The sequence below is a fragment of the Rhizobium sp. Root708 genome, from assembly GCF_001429725.1.
Lineage (GTDB): Bacteria > Pseudomonadota > Alphaproteobacteria > Rhizobiales > Rhizobiaceae > Rhizobium.
The window spans coordinates 288,895-303,882 of sequence record NZ_LMHV01000043.1 but is presented as its reverse complement, the minus strand read 5'-3'; the positions used below and the strand labels follow the sequence as shown (position 1 = coordinate 303,882).

The 14,988-nt window shown below is 61.4% G+C and carries 14 protein-coding genes; 10 read left to right on the top strand and 4 right to left on the bottom strand.

All coding sequences use genetic code 11. The annotated features are described in order from the left end of the window. Positions 1 to 201: 201 nt before the first annotated feature. The 3 genes from ASE04_RS25760 (at position 202) to ribB (ending at position 5,754) form a co-directional block, all read left to right on the top strand. Positions 202 to 3,384, top strand: a complete 3,183-nt coding sequence (locus tag ASE04_RS25760; protein ID WP_082597481.1) for a bifunctional diguanylate cyclase/phosphodiesterase — start codon at positions 202 to 204, stop codon at positions 3,382 to 3,384. Between the two features lie 157 nt (positions 3,385 to 3,541). Beyond that, on the top strand, positions 3,542 to 4,639 hold the full coding sequence (aroC, locus tag ASE04_RS25755; RefSeq protein WP_056825768.1) for a chorismate synthase: 1,098 nt from the start codon (positions 3,542 to 3,544) through the stop codon (positions 4,637 to 4,639). Between the two features lie 11 nt (positions 4,640 to 4,650). Further along, entirely contained in the window at positions 4,651 to 5,754 is a 1,104-nt protein-coding gene (ribB, locus tag ASE04_RS25750; protein ID WP_056824759.1) for a 3,4-dihydroxy-2-butanone-4-phosphate synthase, read from the top strand. Between the two features lie 117 nt (positions 5,755 to 5,871). On the opposite strand, the gene ASE04_RS32300 is transcribed toward ribB, so the two are convergent. After that, positions 5,872 to 6,216, bottom strand: coding sequence for a KTSC domain-containing protein (locus ASE04_RS32300; protein WP_082597479.1), 345 nt, complete (start codon positions 6,214 to 6,216; stop codon positions 5,872 to 5,874). A 106-nt stretch (positions 6,217 to 6,322) separates the two neighbouring features. Then, positions 6,323 to 7,531 (bottom strand): winged helix-turn-helix domain-containing protein, encoded by a 1,209-nt coding sequence (locus tag ASE04_RS25740; protein ID WP_056824757.1) that lies wholly within the window; start codon positions 7,529 to 7,531, stop codon positions 6,323 to 6,325. Between the two features lie 128 nt (positions 7,532 to 7,659). Here ASE04_RS25740 and ASE04_RS25735 point away from each other — a divergent pair, with 128 nt between their 5' ends. Genes ASE04_RS25735 through ASE04_RS25725 form a run of 3 tightly spaced genes read left to right on the top strand, consistent with a single transcriptional unit; the run spans position 7,660 to position 9,530 of the window. Beyond that, on the top strand, positions 7,660 to 8,334 hold the full coding sequence (locus ASE04_RS25735; protein WP_056825763.1) for an energy-coupling factor ABC transporter ATP-binding protein: 675 nt from the start codon (positions 7,660 to 7,662) through the stop codon (positions 8,332 to 8,334). Next, a complete protein-coding gene (locus tag ASE04_RS25730; protein ID WP_056824753.1) occupies positions 8,334 to 8,942 on the top strand; it encodes a CbiQ family ECF transporter T component in 609 nt (202 codons plus the stop codon). The genes ASE04_RS25735 and ASE04_RS25730 overlap by 1 nt, the downstream gene beginning before the upstream one ends. A gap of 24 nt (positions 8,943 to 8,966) precedes the next feature. After that, the gene (locus tag ASE04_RS25725) at positions 8,967 to 9,530 is read left to right on the top strand and encodes a biotin transporter BioY (protein ID WP_056824751.1); all 564 of its coding nucleotides are present in this window, start codon (positions 8,967 to 8,969) and stop codon (positions 9,528 to 9,530) included. A gap of 12 nt (positions 9,531 to 9,542) precedes the next feature. Here ASE04_RS25725 and ASE04_RS25720 read toward each other — a convergent pair whose 3' ends face one another. Beyond that, complete coding sequence (locus tag ASE04_RS25720) at positions 9,543 to 9,944, bottom strand: acyl-CoA thioesterase (RefSeq protein WP_056824748.1); 402 nt, start codon at positions 9,942 to 9,944, stop codon at positions 9,543 to 9,545. A gap of 159 nt (positions 9,945 to 10,103) precedes the next feature. Here ASE04_RS25720 and ASE04_RS25715 point away from each other — a divergent pair, with 159 nt between their 5' ends. The 4 genes from ASE04_RS25715 (at position 10,104) to dxs (ending at position 14,366) form a co-directional block, all read left to right on the top strand. Then, complete coding sequence (locus tag ASE04_RS25715) at positions 10,104 to 11,039, top strand: histone deacetylase family protein (RefSeq protein WP_056824746.1); 936 nt, start codon at positions 10,104 to 10,106, stop codon at positions 11,037 to 11,039. A gap of 2 nt (positions 11,040 to 11,041) precedes the next feature. Further along, on the top strand, positions 11,042 to 11,293 hold the full coding sequence (locus tag ASE04_RS25710) for an exodeoxyribonuclease VII small subunit (protein ID WP_025582353.1): 252 nt from the start codon (positions 11,042 to 11,044) through the stop codon (positions 11,291 to 11,293). A gap of 120 nt (positions 11,294 to 11,413) precedes the next feature. Then, entirely contained in the window at positions 11,414 to 12,337 is a 924-nt protein-coding gene (locus ASE04_RS25705; RefSeq protein WP_056824742.1) for a pirin family protein, read from the top strand. Between the two features lie 106 nt (positions 12,338 to 12,443). Continuing rightward, positions 12,444 to 14,366 (top strand): 1-deoxy-D-xylulose-5-phosphate synthase, encoded by a 1,923-nt coding sequence (gene dxs / locus ASE04_RS25700; RefSeq protein WP_056824739.1) that lies wholly within the window; start codon positions 12,444 to 12,446, stop codon positions 14,364 to 14,366. 62 nt (positions 14,367 to 14,428) lie between these two features. Here the strand turns inward: dxs and ASE04_RS25695 are convergent, their stop codons facing one another. Continuing rightward, entirely contained in the window at positions 14,429 to 14,827 is a 399-nt protein-coding gene (locus ASE04_RS25695) for a VOC family protein (protein ID WP_056824737.1), read from the bottom strand. Between the last annotated feature and the right edge of the window lie 161 nt (positions 14,828 to 14,988).

The following is a 14,988-nucleotide window of genomic DNA, read 5'->3' as shown; positions in this document are numbered from 1 at the left end:
CAGATAACCTCCCGAATATGGCGAAATTTGCCCAGAAGAATGACCTTTCCAGCCTCATTGATGAATAGCATTTTAACAATAGTCGACAACTTCCGTTTACGATCGCGTAAGTTGCACATGCGGACGTTCAAATATTAGCGAGGGGAAATCGTAAATTAACCGCTTCTCTCTACAGTCACACCATACATAGGGAGACTGGGTTTGTTATTCCGCCACATGGACAGAAGCAGGTTGCGGCGCGTCATTCGCAAGACCCACATATCCTTTCTGATATCCAGCATCGTTGCCATTATTGTCGTGCTTGTGGGCGTTGCGCTCGACCGAGCCAATACTGCTGCTCACCTTCGCGAAACGACTATTCGTACCGAAAACGAAGTCGGCTTGATTCGTGCGCGCGTAACGGCGCAGATCAACATGGATATCACCGTGGTGCGCGACCTTGCGAACATGGTCGCGATCAACTCATCCGCGAACAGCGAGGAACTCGAGCGCCAGATCAACTGGCTGCTGATCCAGAACCCGCACTTCGTCCAAGTCGCCATTGCCCCTGATTTCACCGTCAGCTCGGTGTTCCCCTCCTCGTCGGCACCTGACCGGTTGGGCAAGGACGTCCGCGAAACCATGATGCAGCTGCAGCCGGTCGGTCGCTATACTGGCAACCAGCAGGCGCGCTTTTATGGCCCTACCCGGGATAAGGAAGGCAAGGAAACCTTCGCCATCTTCTTCCCTGTCTACGTGAAGGAGGACGGGCAGCGTCGTGTTTGGGGTGCGGTCGAGGTGGTGACCGACGCCAACATGTTCTACCAGAACACCGGCTTGCTGGCGGCCCGCAACAGCGAGAACCAGGAGAAATACCCGCATCTCGATCACCTGGCGATCGCCGTACGCGATCTCAGCGTCGCAGATCGTGCCTCCACGCCGTTCTTCGGCGATACAGACGTTCTCGGCAAGCAGCCGCTGACCCGGAAGATCAACTTCGCCAGCGGCCGATGGGAGATCGCGGCGGTGCCGAAGGCCGGCTGGAACGCGGTTCCCGAGAACCAGCTGACACTGCGTGTGATCATCCTCATCGCCGGCTGCGTCACGGTCATACCGGTGTTCTTCGCGACGCTGCTGCTTGGTGAACGCAACCGCAACATCACCCGCCTGAAGACCCGCGAGGCAGCGCTATTGGAGCTCTCGCAGCGCCTCGACCTGGCACTGGAATCATCGAAGATCGGTATCTGGGAGCTGCGCGACGACGGCAACACGCTGTTCTGCGATGCGCGCGCAGCGGCCCTTCACGGCAAGCAGGCTCTGGACGGCAACTACACGCGCGAAGACTGGCTGGAAACCCTGGTTGCCGAGGATCGCGGGGTCGCCGAACTGAACTCACTCAACGAACAGATCGCGGAATCGTCGTCCTACAAGACACAATATCGCGTCCGCCTCGACGATGGTTCGGTTCGCTACCTGCGCTCGGTCGGCTCGCTTTACACCGACGCAACGGGCGCCAGCAAAGTCATCGGCATCGTCTGGGATGTCACTACCGACGCGCTCGCCGCCGAAACGCTGCGCAAGTCGAAGGAAACCAGCGACATCAAGAACGCGGAGCTCGAGCTTGCGCTCGACGAGCTTTCCTACCGCGAGGCCCAGCTGGCCGAACTCTCCGGCAAGCTCGACCTGGCGCTCGATTCCTACCAGTGTGGTATCTGGGAGGCGAGCTTCGAAGCGGAACAGGGCGGCTCCTTCTGGGATGATCGCATGCATGAGCTCTACGGACTGGAGCCGAAAGCAGGCTTCATGAACGAGGAAAAATGGCTCTCCTGCATTCTCGAGGAGGATCGTCCTCTCGCCATCGAAAGCGCCCGCCACTTCAAGAAACTTGGCGACCACCACACGTTGGTCTGCCGGGTTCCGACGCCCGAGGGAACGCTGCGCTACGTCCGGTCGAGCGGCAAAGTTCACCAGACGCCGAGCGGCCAGCTGAAGATCATCGGCGTTGCCTTCGACGTGACCGAAGACGCCTTGATGACGGCGCAGCTGAAGGCGGCGAAGGACGAGGCGATCGCCAAGAACATCGAACTTGAGATGGCCAAGGACCGCATCGAGCACAACTCCCTGCACGATCCGCTGACCGGGCTCGCCAACCGGCGCAAGCTCGACATCGCGCTTGAAAAGTTGACGCGCGAAGGCCGAGGCACGCGGCAGAAATTCGCCATCCTTCATATCGACCTCGATCGCTTCAAGGAAATCAACGACACGCTCGGCCACGCCGCCGGCGACTCGATGCTGGTCCACGCTTCCCGGGTGTTGTCGCGCAGCCTCGGCCCCAACGACATCGTCGCCCGCATCGGCGGCGACGAATTCGTCATCCTTTCGCTCCACGCAAGCGACGCCGACATGGCGGCGCTTGCCGGGCGCATCATCGAGGAAATGCGGCAGCCGATCGACTTCCAGGGCTTTGCCTGCCGATGCGGCGTGTCGATCGGCATCGCGCTTGCCAACGGCGTGCATGTCGATGCCCGCAAGGTGCTGATCAACGCCGACATCGCGCTCTATCGGGCGAAGAGCCAGGGCCGCAACCGCTACCAGTTCTTCAACCACAATCTCCAGGCCGACATCATCAACAACAAGCGGCTGGCCGACGAGATTCTGTCCGGCATCGAGAACGGCGAGTTTACCGCCTGGTACCAGCCGCAGTTCAGTGCCCGCACGAACGAGCTGATCGGGGCGGAAGCGCTTGTGCGCTGGAACCATCCTTCCAGAGGCCTGCTGACGCCGGACAAGTTCCTGAAGATCGCGGACGAGATCAACGTCGTTCAAACGCTGGATCGGCTGGTTCTGGATTCTGTACTGCGGGACAAGATGCGCTGGGCGGCGCTCGGAATTTCCATCCCGAAGGTTTCGGTGAATGTCTCGGCGCGGCGCCTGCACGACGAAAGCCTCATCGACTCGCTGCGCAACCTCTATATCCGTCCGGGCGAGATTTCCTTCGAACTGGTGGAATCCATCTTCCTCGACGAAAGCGAGGATATCGCGGCCCACAACCTCGACCAGATCAAATCGCTCGGCATCGACATCGAGATCGACGACTTCGGGACAGGTCACACCTCGATCGTGAGCCTTTTGAAACTGAAGCCGAAACGGCTGAAGATCGACCGCCAGCTGGTTCAACCGATCGTCCACTCGCCGCAGGAGCGGACGCTCGTCAGCTCGATTATCGATATCGCTCGCTCGCTTGGCGTCGAGACCGTTGCCGAGGGCGTCGAGACAGCGGCCCACGCCGCTCTCCTGCACACGCTCGGCTGCGACCTGCTGCAGGGTTATGCGTTTTCGCCTCCCCTCTCCTACACCGACTTCACGACCGCCGCCGCGGGACAGACGTGGCGGCTCGCCTCCTGAGGCCAGCGTTCGCTTTTTGTGGAAACAGCATTTCCCGGAACCGCGGTTTCCGCGCAAAGAAAGGCGTTTGCCGACGCGTCTTTTTGGCCTATGAGTGTCGCGCTTTTCAAAGAATGGCGCTGCCGGCGACGATCGGCGCGCGATCCGGTCGGAACATATGTCGCACAATACATTCGGTCACCTCTTCCGCGTAACAACCTGGGGCGAAAGCCACGGCCCGGCTCTCGGCTGCGTCGTTGATGGCTGCCCTCCGGGCCTGCGCTTCAAGCTGGAGGACCTTCAGGTCTGGCTGGACAAGCGCAAGCCCGGACAGTCGCGCTTCGTCACCCAGCGCCGCGAAGCTGACCTTGTGAAGGTTCTCTCCGGCGTCATGTTCGATGCCGACGGCGAAACCATGATCAGCACGGGAACGCCGATCTCCATGCTGATCGAGAACACCGACCAGCGCTCGAAGGATTACGGCGAGATCGCACGGCAGTACCGGCCGGGTCACGCTGATTACACCTACGATCTGAAGTACGGCATCCGCGATTATCGCGGCGGCGGTCGCTCCTCGGCGCGCGAAACGGCTGCCCGTGTGGCCGCCGGTGGGATCGCCAGGCTCGTGGTCCCCGGCGTGAAGGTGCGCGGCGCGCTGATCCAGATCGGCAAGCACAAGATCAATCGCCAGAACTGGGATTGGGATCAAGTCGACAACAACCCGTTCTTCTCGCCGGATCCGGAAATCGTGCCTGTCTGGGAAGAGTATCTAGACGGGATCCGCAAGAGCGGCTCCTCGATCGGCGCTGTCGTGGAAATGGTTGCCGAAGGGGTTCCGGCCGGCCTCGGTGCGCCGATCTACAGCAAGCTCGATCAGGATATCGCGTCGCTTCTGATGTCGATCAACGCCGTCAAGGGCGTCGAAATCGGCAACGGCTTCGGAGCCGCCGAAATCACCGGCGAAGAGAACGCCGACGAGATGCGCATGGGCAATGACGGCACGCCGCTCTTCCTGTCCAACAATGCTGGGGGAATTCTCGGCGGCATTTCCACCGGCCAGCCTGTCATCGCTCGCTTCGCGATCAAGCCGACATCATCGATCCTGACCGAACGGCAGTCCATCGATTCGGACGGCAAGAATGTCGATGTCCGCACCAAGGGGCGGCATGATCCATGCGTCGGCATCCGCGCGGTTCCGATCGGCGAAGCCATGGTCGCATGCGCGATCGCCGACCACTATCTTCGTGACCGTGGCCAGACCGGCCGACTGAAATAGGAAAAGCCCGCATGTCTTATGACCAGAAACGCGTCGTCGATGCGATCCGAGCTTTCGAGGCCGGCGAAATCGTTGTCGTCGTCGATGATGACGACCGCGAGAACGAAGGTGACCTGATCGTCGCCGCCGTGCACTGCACGCCGGAGAAGATGGCCTTCATCGTTCGCCACACCTCCGGCATCGTCTGCACGCCCATGCCGAAGGAGGAGGCCAAGCGCCTCAACCTCAATGCCATGGTTGCCGAAAACGACTCTGCGCACACGACAGCCTTCACGGTGACGGTCGATTTCAAGCACGGCACGACGACGGGCATTTCCGCCGAGGACCGCACGCTGACGGTGCGCAATCTCGCCAACCCGAATGTCGGCCCTTCCGATTTCGTCCGCCCAGGCCACATCTTCCCGCTCGTCGCCCGCGAAGGCGGCGTTCTGATGCGCTCGGGTCACACGGAAGCTGCCGTCGATCTCTGCAGGCTGGCCGGCCTTCCGCCGATCGGCGTGATCTGCGAACTCGTCAACGATGACGGCACGGTCACGCGCGGCCCTCAGGTCGTCGACTTCGCGGAACAGCATGGCCTCAAGCTCGTATCCGTTGCCGATCTGATCGCCTACCGCCAGCGCAAGGAAACCCTCATCGAGCTCCACACGAGCTTCGACGTGGAGACCCCGTTCGGCAAGGCCAAGGCACACAGCTATTCGCTGCCCTGGGATCCGATGCAGCATCTCGCCGTCGTCTTCGGCGACATCAGAGACGGCATCGACATCCCGGTGCGCCTGCACACGGAGAACGTCGCCGAGGATCTGTTCGGCAAGCGGCGTCCCGTCGACCACTACATGAAGAAGATCGCCGAGGAAGGTCGCGGCGTGATCGTCTATCTTCGCGAAGGATCCGTCGGCGTCGGACACCAGAACAACGGCCGCAAGGGGCGCACGCAGGGCCGCGATACGCACGCGGAAGCGCAGGCGCGTGAAAACGAATGGCTGGAAATCGGTCTGGGTGCGCAGATCCTCAAGGATCTCGGCGTGACCTCGATCGAGCTGCTGACGACCCGCGAGCGCCACTACGTCGGCCTCGAAGGCTTCGGCATCAAGATTTCGAAGACGGAGATTTGTTGAGGGGCCCGAAAGCCGGAATCGGTTTTCGGAAGGCCTAATGCGTAAATTAAACAAGATAGAGCGTCCTTTGTGCGTCCCTAAGGACGCACGGCGCTCTAGATTCTGCCGGCAACGACCTTAGGCGGCGATGCGCTTGAATCGGTCGCGGACGTTCTCGATGTAGTATCGTCCCGGCGAATGCGAGGTGACCATGGCGACCACCTGGGCTTCGGCCACGCCTTCGAACTGCCGCTCTTCGCCGTTGCTGAGGCAGACGCGAAGCCGGCCGTCCTCCTGGCTGAAATAGACCGCATCGATCAGCGTCGATTTTACCGTCAACGGTTGCATCTTCGCCAGCCGTCCGGCCCGTGTGACGATCGTAGCGGCGCGCGCATCGCGCCGCTTGCGCAGCAGGGCTCTCACCTCACGGCGAAGGCTGTTCAGTGCCGCCAAAGCGGCGAATTTGATAGCTCGTGCTTTCATGCAGCCAATCTAGGCAGCTGGCTCTTAACGAGTTCAGGAAAAGCATGGTAAAGCGCGCATCAACATTAATTCTTTGTAATCGCGACGAATTTTCCTAAAATTTCGACTATCGGCGGGCGCCGTTCGGCTCCTGCCAACCATCGATCAGAACGACCTGTTCAACACCGGCGAACTTGGCCAGCCGGTCAAGTTCGGCGATCAGCTTTTCGATCCGTCCTGCTGACGGGCGTACACCGGACTCAAGCCACAGTTTCCTGACATCAAGCGTTCCGCGCTTGCGGTCGGCTTTCATGTCGATGCGGCCAATCAGCCGGTCGCCTTCCAGGAGCGGGAAGACGTAGTAGCCATACTCCCGCTTCGGTTCCGGCACGAAAATCTCGATACGGTAGAAGAAGCCGAACAGGCGTTCGGTGCGGTTGCGATCGCGGATCATCGGATCGAATGGGCTGAGCACGCGAATGCGCGCCGGTGCGTCGGGCACCGATTCAAGCGTCGAAAGCAGCGATGCGAACGCCCATGACGGGCGCGGCTTGCCGCCAAGGGCCGGTTCGATCAGGATCTCGATGAGCTCGTCGCGATGCTCCGCGACCCAGCGCTTTGCTTCCTCGGGCGTCAGCAGATCCCAGAAGGCTGCGATTTCGCCATGGGTTGCGAAGCCAAGCCGCGTCAGAGCGCTACGACAAGCCCAATCGACAAACTCCTCTTTGCTCACTTCGGGTTCGTGGAACTCGGCGGGGATGACGCGCTCGACAAGATCGTAGATCTTTTGGAAATTCGACCGGCCGGCGATCGCGAACTTGCCGGTGTGCCAGTAGTATTCGAGGGCCGTCTTGTTGGGATGCCAGTTCCACCAGCCGCCGGATACATGTCCGTCCGCCTTGATCTCGCGGGCAAGAATGGCGCCGTTGGCGACAACGCGCTCGTAGGTTTCGTCGAACGCGTGCTCGAAACCTTCGCCCTGCCATTTGCGCCAGCGCTTGATGAGCACCTCTTCCTGCCGCCGGAACTTGTGCTTCCAGTACTTGAAGAACGCGCTCGGCAGGATCGACGCGTCGTGCGTCCAGTGTTCGAAGAGCGCGCCATCCTTCTCGAGCAGCGCCGTCAGGTGCTCGCGCTTGTAGGTCTGATTGCGCGAAAACAGGATCTGGTGATGGGCGCGCTCGACCGTCTGGATGCTGTCGACCTGCACGAAGCCGAGGTCGCGGATCAGCTCCAACAGGCCCTGTTTGCTCAGGGCGGTATTCGGCGGAACGCTCAGGCCCTGTTTCGCGAGAAAGACACGGCGGGCGTCGGAGTTCGAAACGAGAGTCGTCATGGGTTCATCATATGCGGGAAAATCTTCCTAGCCACCCGAATAATGTGATTTCCGATGGCGTGACGTTTTTCGTGTCCGAAGCGCCGGATTGGGTTATAGGAGCGGCGGATCAGGACACGGGGGATCGATTGAATATCCGCTTCGAAAGCGCTGAGGTCACGTATGGCTCGCGCGTTGCGCTCCTGCCGTTGAGCCTGGAACTGACCGAGCCGCGCATCGGCGTCATCGGCTTGAACGGCTCCGGAAAGACGACGTTCGCGCGGCTGATCAACGGCCTGACCAAACCAACCGGCGGTCGCGTCATCGTCAATGGCCGCGATACGTCGGAGGACAAGTCGGTTTCGACGGATGTCGGCTTCATTTTTCAATCGCCGCAGAACCAGATCATCCTGCCTATCGTTCGCGATGACATCGCATTCGGCCTGAAAAGCCGCGGGTTGAGCAAGCCTGAAATCGACATCCGGGTGGATGCGGTTTTGCGCCGTTTCAAGGCGGAGCATCTGGCGGACAGGCGTGCGCACGAACTTTCGGGCGGAGAGCTGCAGCTTGCGGCACTGTGCTCGGTGCTCGCCACCGGTCCCAGCATTCTTATCCTGGACGAGCCGACCAACCAGCTCGATCTTCGCAATCGCGGCTATGTGCAAAGGCTGGTCGAGGATCTGACCGAAAGCGCGATCGTCATTACCCACGATCTCGATCTTCTTTCCGGATACGAGCGGGTGCTGGTGTTTCACCAGGGAGCCCTCGTCGCCGACGCGGCGGAAGCGGAAGCCGTCCGTTACTACAGGGAGATCGCGGCCTGATGCAGTCGCTTTTCGTCGAAGGCAGCAGTCTCATGCATCGGCTGGGCGCGCGGGCCAAGCTTCTCATCATTGCCGCCCTCGGCGTCCTGTTGTTTGTCACGACGAACATCGTCGTACTTGGAGCAGCCGTCATCCTGACGGCAGCCGTCTACTTCACGCTCGGGCTGTCGCTGACAACAGCCTTCACGCGGCTGAAGCCGATCTTGCTGACCATCCTGGTCGTGGCCCTGTTCAGCCTCGCATTCAATCCCTGGCATCAGGCTGTCGTCGCATTGCTGCGCCTCACGGCGCTCATGTTGTTCGCCGCGAGTGTCACGGCGACGACAACGATAACCGCCTTCATCGATGAAGTGACGACGCTTGCCCGCCCGCTTGAGCGTACCGGCCTCGTTCAGGCTGATGACATCGGCCTCGCCGTCGGGCTCGTCGTTCGCTTCGTGCCGGAAATTCTTGGGCGCTATCAGGCAATACGCGAGGCCCATGCGGCGCGTGGCCTGAAGCTCAGACCAACCACCATTCTTGTGCCGCTTCTCATCCTGACGCTGAGGGATGCGGATAATATCGCAGCCGCGATTGACGCACGCGGCATTCGGCGGCATGTGATTTAGCCAATCGTCAATTACGGAGCCCCCATGAGCACTCGCGACCTCGTTCTTTGCGCCCTCTTCGCCGCGATCATCGTTGCGCTCGGCATTCTGCCGCCGATCACGCTCGGCTTCATTCCGGTGCCGATCACTGCCCAGTCGCTGGGCGTGATGATGGCCGGCGTCGTGCTCGGCGCGCGCCGTGGTACCGTCGCTGTTCTCATCGTGCTGGTGCTTGTCGCGATCGGCCTGCCGGTGTTGTCCGGCGGACGCGGCGGGCTTGCCGCCTTCGCCGCACCGACGTCGGGCTTCCTGATCGGCTGGGTGCTCGCCGCGCTGACCACAGGCTACCTCAGCGAACGCCTGGTCAACCCGGACCAGAGCACGACCATACAGACGATCGGCTTTTTCCTTGCTGCCATGATCGGCGGGATCGTCGTGCTTTACGCCTGCGGCATCAGCTATCTCGCCACCGTCGGCGGCCTCGGTTTCGGCAAGGCTTTTTTCGGATCGATGGCCTTCATCCCCGGCGACGTTCTCAAGGCGTTTGTCGCTGCGCTGGTCGGTCGCGCCGTCATGGCCGGCTACCCGCTGCTGCCCGCTCGTCGCTAAAGTCGTTAGGCGTCAATTCACAAAGCTATAGAGCCAGTCGCGCGTCACTTCGGGGAGCGCGACCGGCGTACGGTCCTCGGGCGAGAGCGCCCGCCAGATGATCTCGACTTCGGCGGCGCGTTCGCCTCCCATGTCGACGCTGATCATGAAGCCCACGGACCGCATGCCGATCTTGTCGACCGATGCGGTGAAAACCACCTTCTCGTCGTAATGCAAGGGTCGATGAAGGATGCATGTCGCCTTGCTCGCGACGTAAACCGGCTCATCGGCAACATCGGGCCGGAGCGACCAGAAATTCGCCAGAACGGATTCCGCATGGGAGATATAGGACCCCAGGAACATCCGGCCGTTCATATCGACGTCCCGGAACGGAACGTGCATCTGCACGGAGTTGGAGCGCGTGGTCGAGTTCATTGATCTTTTTACCGAATTCCCCGCCGGCGAGAGTAGCGTCGCGCGCCGTGTAAGTAAACGCACCAGGTAACGGGAGCGCGACAAAGCGGCTTGTTGAAATCGGGTTCCCATGCGCCATCTGCTGTGGATCATGACGGGACCGGGAGATAGAGTGAAGAGATGAGCACCCGCCTTTACGAACATCCGATCTTCCTGGAACATGTAACGCCCGACGGTCATCCCGAACGATCGGATCGCCTGCGCGCAATCAACGTCGCGCTTGAGCATCCGAACTTCGAGCGGCTTGAGCGCAAGCAGGCCCCGCAGGCGAACGAAGATGCCGTTCTCCTCGCGCACCCGGAAGAGCATCTGCTGGCGGTCATGCGGCAGATCCCCGAGGTAGACGGCGAGATCAATCAGCTGGAGGCCGATACCTATGCTAGCCCGAAGAGCCTGCAGGCGGCCTTGACGGGCGTCGGTGCAGCCATGGCCGCCGTTGACGACGTCTTCACCGGCAGGGCCGACAACGTCTTCGTCGCATCGCGTCCGCCCGGCCACCACGCCGAGAAATCGAAGGCGATGGGCTTCTGCTTCTTCAACAATGCCGCCATCGCCGCCCGCCATGCGCAAAAAGTGCACGGCGCAGAGCGCGTCGCCATCGTCGACTGGGACGTTCACCACGGCAATGGCACGCAGGACATCTTCTGGGACGATCCCTCGGTTCTCTTCTGCTCGACGCACCAGATGCCGCTATACCCCGGCAGCGGCGCGAAGGACGAAAGCGGCAAGCATGGAACCATCGTCAACGCGCCGCTATCGCCCAATGTCGGCAGCGATCATTTTCGCGAGGCGTTCAAGTCGCGGGTGCTTCCGGCCCTCTTCGATTTCCGTCCGGACCTGATCATCATCTCGGCCGGCTTCGATGCGCATCACCGCGATCCGCTGGCGCAGATCAATCTCGTCGGCGAGGATTTCGATTGGGCGACCGGGCGGTTGCTCGAGGTCGCCGACAAAAGTGCCGGAAACCGGGTCGTCAGCCTTCTGGAAGGCGGCTATGATCTCGAAGGCCTCGCCGAATCGGCCGGCCTGCATATTCTCAGAATGATGAAGGGTTGAGTATGACTGACAGCGCCAAGCCGGAGGTTTCCGGTCTTTCGTTCGAGAAGGCCGTGGCAGAACTCGAAAGCATCGTCGCCCGCCTGGAACGCGGCGACGTGGCGCTGGACGAATCCATCGAGATCTACGAGCGCGGCGAAGCGCTGAAGAAGCATTGCGAAACGCTGCTTTCGGCCGCCGAAAACCGCATCGAAAAGATCCGTCTCGACCGATCGGGCAAGCCGCAGGGCGTGGAGCCGCTGGACGGCGCATAAGCAGACGCAACTGAAATCGTCATCATCCAGAACGGAGCGTCGCCTTTCGGGCGACAAGTTTCCCTAGTCCGCTATCGTCAATCGGGCTAGCGTAGAACGAACGCTCATCGGAGACCTGCGATGTCCTTCTTCCCCGGTAAAGACCCCCTGCCCGGCGATGCCTTCGCCTGCGACGCGATCGAAAACCTGATCATCCCGCGCACCAGCGATCTCGGCGGCTTCCAGGTTCGTCGAGCGCTGCCGACACGGCAACGGCGGCTCGTCGGGCCGTTCATCTTCTTCGACCGCATGGGGCCGGCGATCCTGAAGCCGAACGAGGCGCTGGATGTCCGGCCGCATCCGCATATCGGGCTTTCGACGGTCACCTACCTCTTCGACGGCGAGATCCGGCATCTGGATAGCCTCGGTACCGAGAAGGTCATCCGCCCGGGCGACATCAACCTGATGACAGCGGGACGTGGCATCGTCCATTCGGAGCGCACGCCCGACAACCTGCGCGGACACCCGCTGTTGATGTCGGGCCTGCAGACCTGGCTGGCGCTGCCCGATGACAAGGAGGAGATCGATCCCTCCTTTACGCATACCGAAAAGGCGGACATGCCTGTCATCGACGAACGCGGCATGCGCGGGCGCGTCGTGATCGGCGACTTCGAGGGGATGAAATCTCCGGTGAAGGTGTTTTCGGACACGCTCTATGTCGACATCAGTCTCGAACCCGGCGTGATGTTTCCCTTCGCCGCTGCGCACGAGGAGCGGGCAGCCTACGTGCTGTCGGGCGAAGTCGTGATATCGGGCGACAGGTTTGCCGCCGACCAGCTGCTCGTCTTCCGTCCCGGCGACCAGATTACCCTCGAAGCGGGCAGCCAGGGCTGTCATCTCATGCTGTTCGGCGGAGCGGCGCTGAACTCGAAACGCTACATCTGGTGGAACTTCGTTTCCTCCTCGAAAGAGCGCATCGAAAAGGCAAAGGAAGAGTGGCGGACTGGCAAGTTCGACATCGTTCCGGGGGACGAAGAAGAATTCATACCTTTGCCGGAAGGCTGATCTCCTTTAGAAAGGAGGTACAGCCGTTCTTGAAATCGACTTTTTTCACCGCATTTTATGGCTTAAAGGCATCCCGCCCAAGAAAGACAAGAAAGAGCGCCCACCCGTGACACAACCGCCGAAGACGCCGCTGCTGGACAAGGTGACCTATCCAGCCGACCTCCGAAAGCTGGAGGATCGCGACCTGCCGCAGCTGGCGCGCGAAGTCCGCGACGAGATGATCGATGCGGTATCGAAGACCGGTGGGCATCTGGGCGCCGGCCTCGGCGTCGTCGAGCTGACGATCGCCATCCACAACGTCTTCAACACGCCTGACGACCGGCTGATCTTCGATGTCGGGCATCAGTGCTATCCGCACAAGATCCTCACCGGCCGTCGTGACCGCATCCGCACGCTGCGTCAAGAGGACGGTCTATCGGGCTTCACGCGTCGCGCCGAAAGCGAATACGACCCGTTCGGCGCCGCTCACTCCTCGACGTCGATTTCCGCCGGTCTCGGCATGGCTGTTGCCTCGGACCTCGACAAGACCGACCGCCGCGTGATCGCCGTGATCGGCGATGGAGCGATGTCGGCCGGTATGGCCTATGAGGCGCTCAACAATGCAGGCGCGCTCGACGCCCGGCTGATCGTCATCCTCAACGACAACGACATGTCGATTGCGCCTCCGACCGGCGCGATGAGCGCTTATCTCGCACGCCTCGCCTCCGGGCGCACCTACATGGGCTTCCGCGATTTCGGCAAGAAGCTGACCGCCTATCTCGGCAAGAACGTCGACCGCGCCATCACCCGCGCCGTGGAGCATGCGCGGGGCTATGTGACCGGCGGGACCATGTTCGAGGAGATGGGTTTCTACCACATCGGACCGATCGACGGTCACTCCTTCGAGCATTTGCTTCCAGTGCTGCGCAATGTGCGCGACCATGCCAACGGCCCGGTCCTGATCCATGTCGTGACGCAGAAGGGTAAGGGCTATGCGCCGGCGGAAGCCGCTGCCGACAAGTATCACGGCGTCAACAAGTTCGATGTCATCACCGGCGCGCAGGCGAAGGTGAAGCCGAATGCACCGAGCTACACGAGCGTCTTCGCCGAAGCGCTGGTGCAGGAAGCCGAGCTCGACGACAAGATCGTCGGCATCACCGCCGCCATGCCGAACGGTACCGGCCTCGACAAGCTCGCCAGCCTCTTCCCGTCGCGGTGCTTCGATGTCGGCATTGCCGAGCAGCATGCGGTGACGTTCGCGGCCGGCCTTGCCGCCGAGGGCTTCAAGCCGTTTGCCGCGCTGTACTCGACCTTCCTGCAGCGCGCCTATGACCAGGTGGTCCACGACGTGGCGATCCAGGGCTTGCCGGTTCGCTTCCCGATCGACCGCGCCGGTTTCGTCGGCGCCGATGGCCCGACGCATGCGGGCTCCTTCGATACCGCTTTCCTCGCCACCCTGCCCGGCTTCGTCGTCATGGCAGCATCCGATGAGGCAGAACTGAAGCATATGGTGCGCACGGCCGCCGCCTATGATGCCGGCCCGATCTCGTTCCGGTATCCGCGCGGCGAAGGCGTCGGCATCGAAATGCCTATCCGCGGCGAAATCCTGCAGATCGGCAAGGGCCGTGTCGTCAAGGAAGGCGCGAAGGTGGCGCTGCTGTCGTTCGGCACACGCCTGGCTGACTGTTTGCTCGCCGCCGAAGATCTGGATGCGGCCGGTCTGTCGACGACGGTTGCCGATGCGCGCTTCGCCAAGCCGCTGGATCACGACCTGATCCGCCAGCTTGCCCGCCACCACGAAATCCTGATCACCGTCGAGGAAGGGTCTGTCGGCGGCTTCGGCAGCCAGGTCATGCAGTTCCTGTCGGCTGACGGCCTGCTCGACAACGGCTTGAAGATCCGCTCGCTTGTGATGCCCGACATCTGGATGGAACAGGCAAAGCCCGAGGTGATGAACGCTCATGCCGGTCTCGACCGCGCCGGGATCGTCTCGACCGTCTTCCGGGTGCTTGGACGCCCTGCAGCCTTCGGCGTCGGCGCCGCCAGCTAATCCGGCACCGTCATCAACCGCAGAAGCGCCAAGCTTTCGCGGTACTTTGACTTTTCTTGCGACTAGTCGGGAGAATTGAAAACCGCTTCGATATGGTGGCCGTCCGGGTCGACAACGAAGGCCGCGAAGTAATGCGGTCCGTAGTGGGCACGAAGACCGGGAGCCCCGTTATCGATGCCTCCGTGCGCGATCGCCGCCTCATAAAAGCTGGCGACCGCTCGTCTGCTCGTGGAGCCGAAGGCCAGATGAAAGCCGGGTCCCGGGGCGTGCTGGCCCTCCGGGCACAATTTGATCGCAAACTTATCGCCGCCGCCGGCAATTCCGTAGCCGACGGCCTGATCAGCTTCTCCGGGCCTCAGATCCTCCCAGACACGAATATAGCCGAGGGGCGCCAGAGCGGCGTCGTAGAACGCCGCTGAACGTTCGATGTTTGAGACGCCGAAAGAGATATGATGAAGCATGCGTCCACAACCTCCTATTTCCTATGATTCTCGGTCGCACCGTAGAACAAGCTTCTGCTTAAACATAGGAAATGCCTTCGGAAAATGAAAACGCTCGCAGCGGCTTGCTGCGAGCGTTTCTTGTTTCTCATCGGTACGGATTTTCACATTTCAAGTCAGAG

Excerpts from the sequence above, each read along its gene's own strand:
- ASE04_RS32300 (WP_082597479.1), bottom strand. The coding sequence starts at position 6,216 with ATGAAAGCACGAGCTATCAAATTCGCCGCTTTGGCGGCACTGAACAGC.
- ribB (WP_056824759.1), top strand. The coding sequence starts at position 4,651 with ATGTCTTATGACCAGAAACGCGTCGTCGATGCGATCCGAGCTTTCGAG.
- ASE04_RS25725 (WP_056824751.1), top strand. The coding sequence starts at position 8,967 with ATGAGCACTCGCGACCTCGTTCTTTGCGCCCTCTTCGCCGCGATCATC.
- aroC (WP_056825768.1), top strand. The coding sequence starts at position 3,542 with ATGTCGCACAATACATTCGGTCACCTCTTCCGCGTAACAACCTGGGGC.
- ASE04_RS25715 (WP_056824746.1), top strand. The coding sequence starts at position 10,104 with ATGAGCACCCGCCTTTACGAACATCCGATCTTCCTGGAACATGTAACG.
- ASE04_RS25710 (WP_025582353.1), top strand. The coding sequence starts at position 11,042 with ATGACTGACAGCGCCAAGCCGGAGGTTTCCGGTCTTTCGTTCGAGAAG.
- ASE04_RS25720 (WP_056824748.1), bottom strand. The coding sequence starts at position 9,944 with ATGAACTCGACCACGCGCTCCAACTCCGTGCAGATGCACGTTCCGTTC.
- ASE04_RS25730 (WP_056824753.1), top strand. The coding sequence starts at position 8,334 with ATGCAGTCGCTTTTCGTCGAAGGCAGCAGTCTCATGCATCGGCTGGGC.
- ASE04_RS25705 (WP_056824742.1), top strand. The coding sequence starts at position 11,414 with ATGTCCTTCTTCCCCGGTAAAGACCCCCTGCCCGGCGATGCCTTCGCC.
- ASE04_RS25695 (WP_056824737.1), bottom strand. The coding sequence starts at position 14,827 with ATGCTTCATCATATCTCTTTCGGCGTCTCAAACATCGAACGTTCAGCG.
- ASE04_RS25740 (WP_056824757.1), bottom strand. The coding sequence starts at position 7,531 with ATGACGACTCTCGTTTCGAACTCCGACGCCCGCCGTGTCTTTCTCGCG.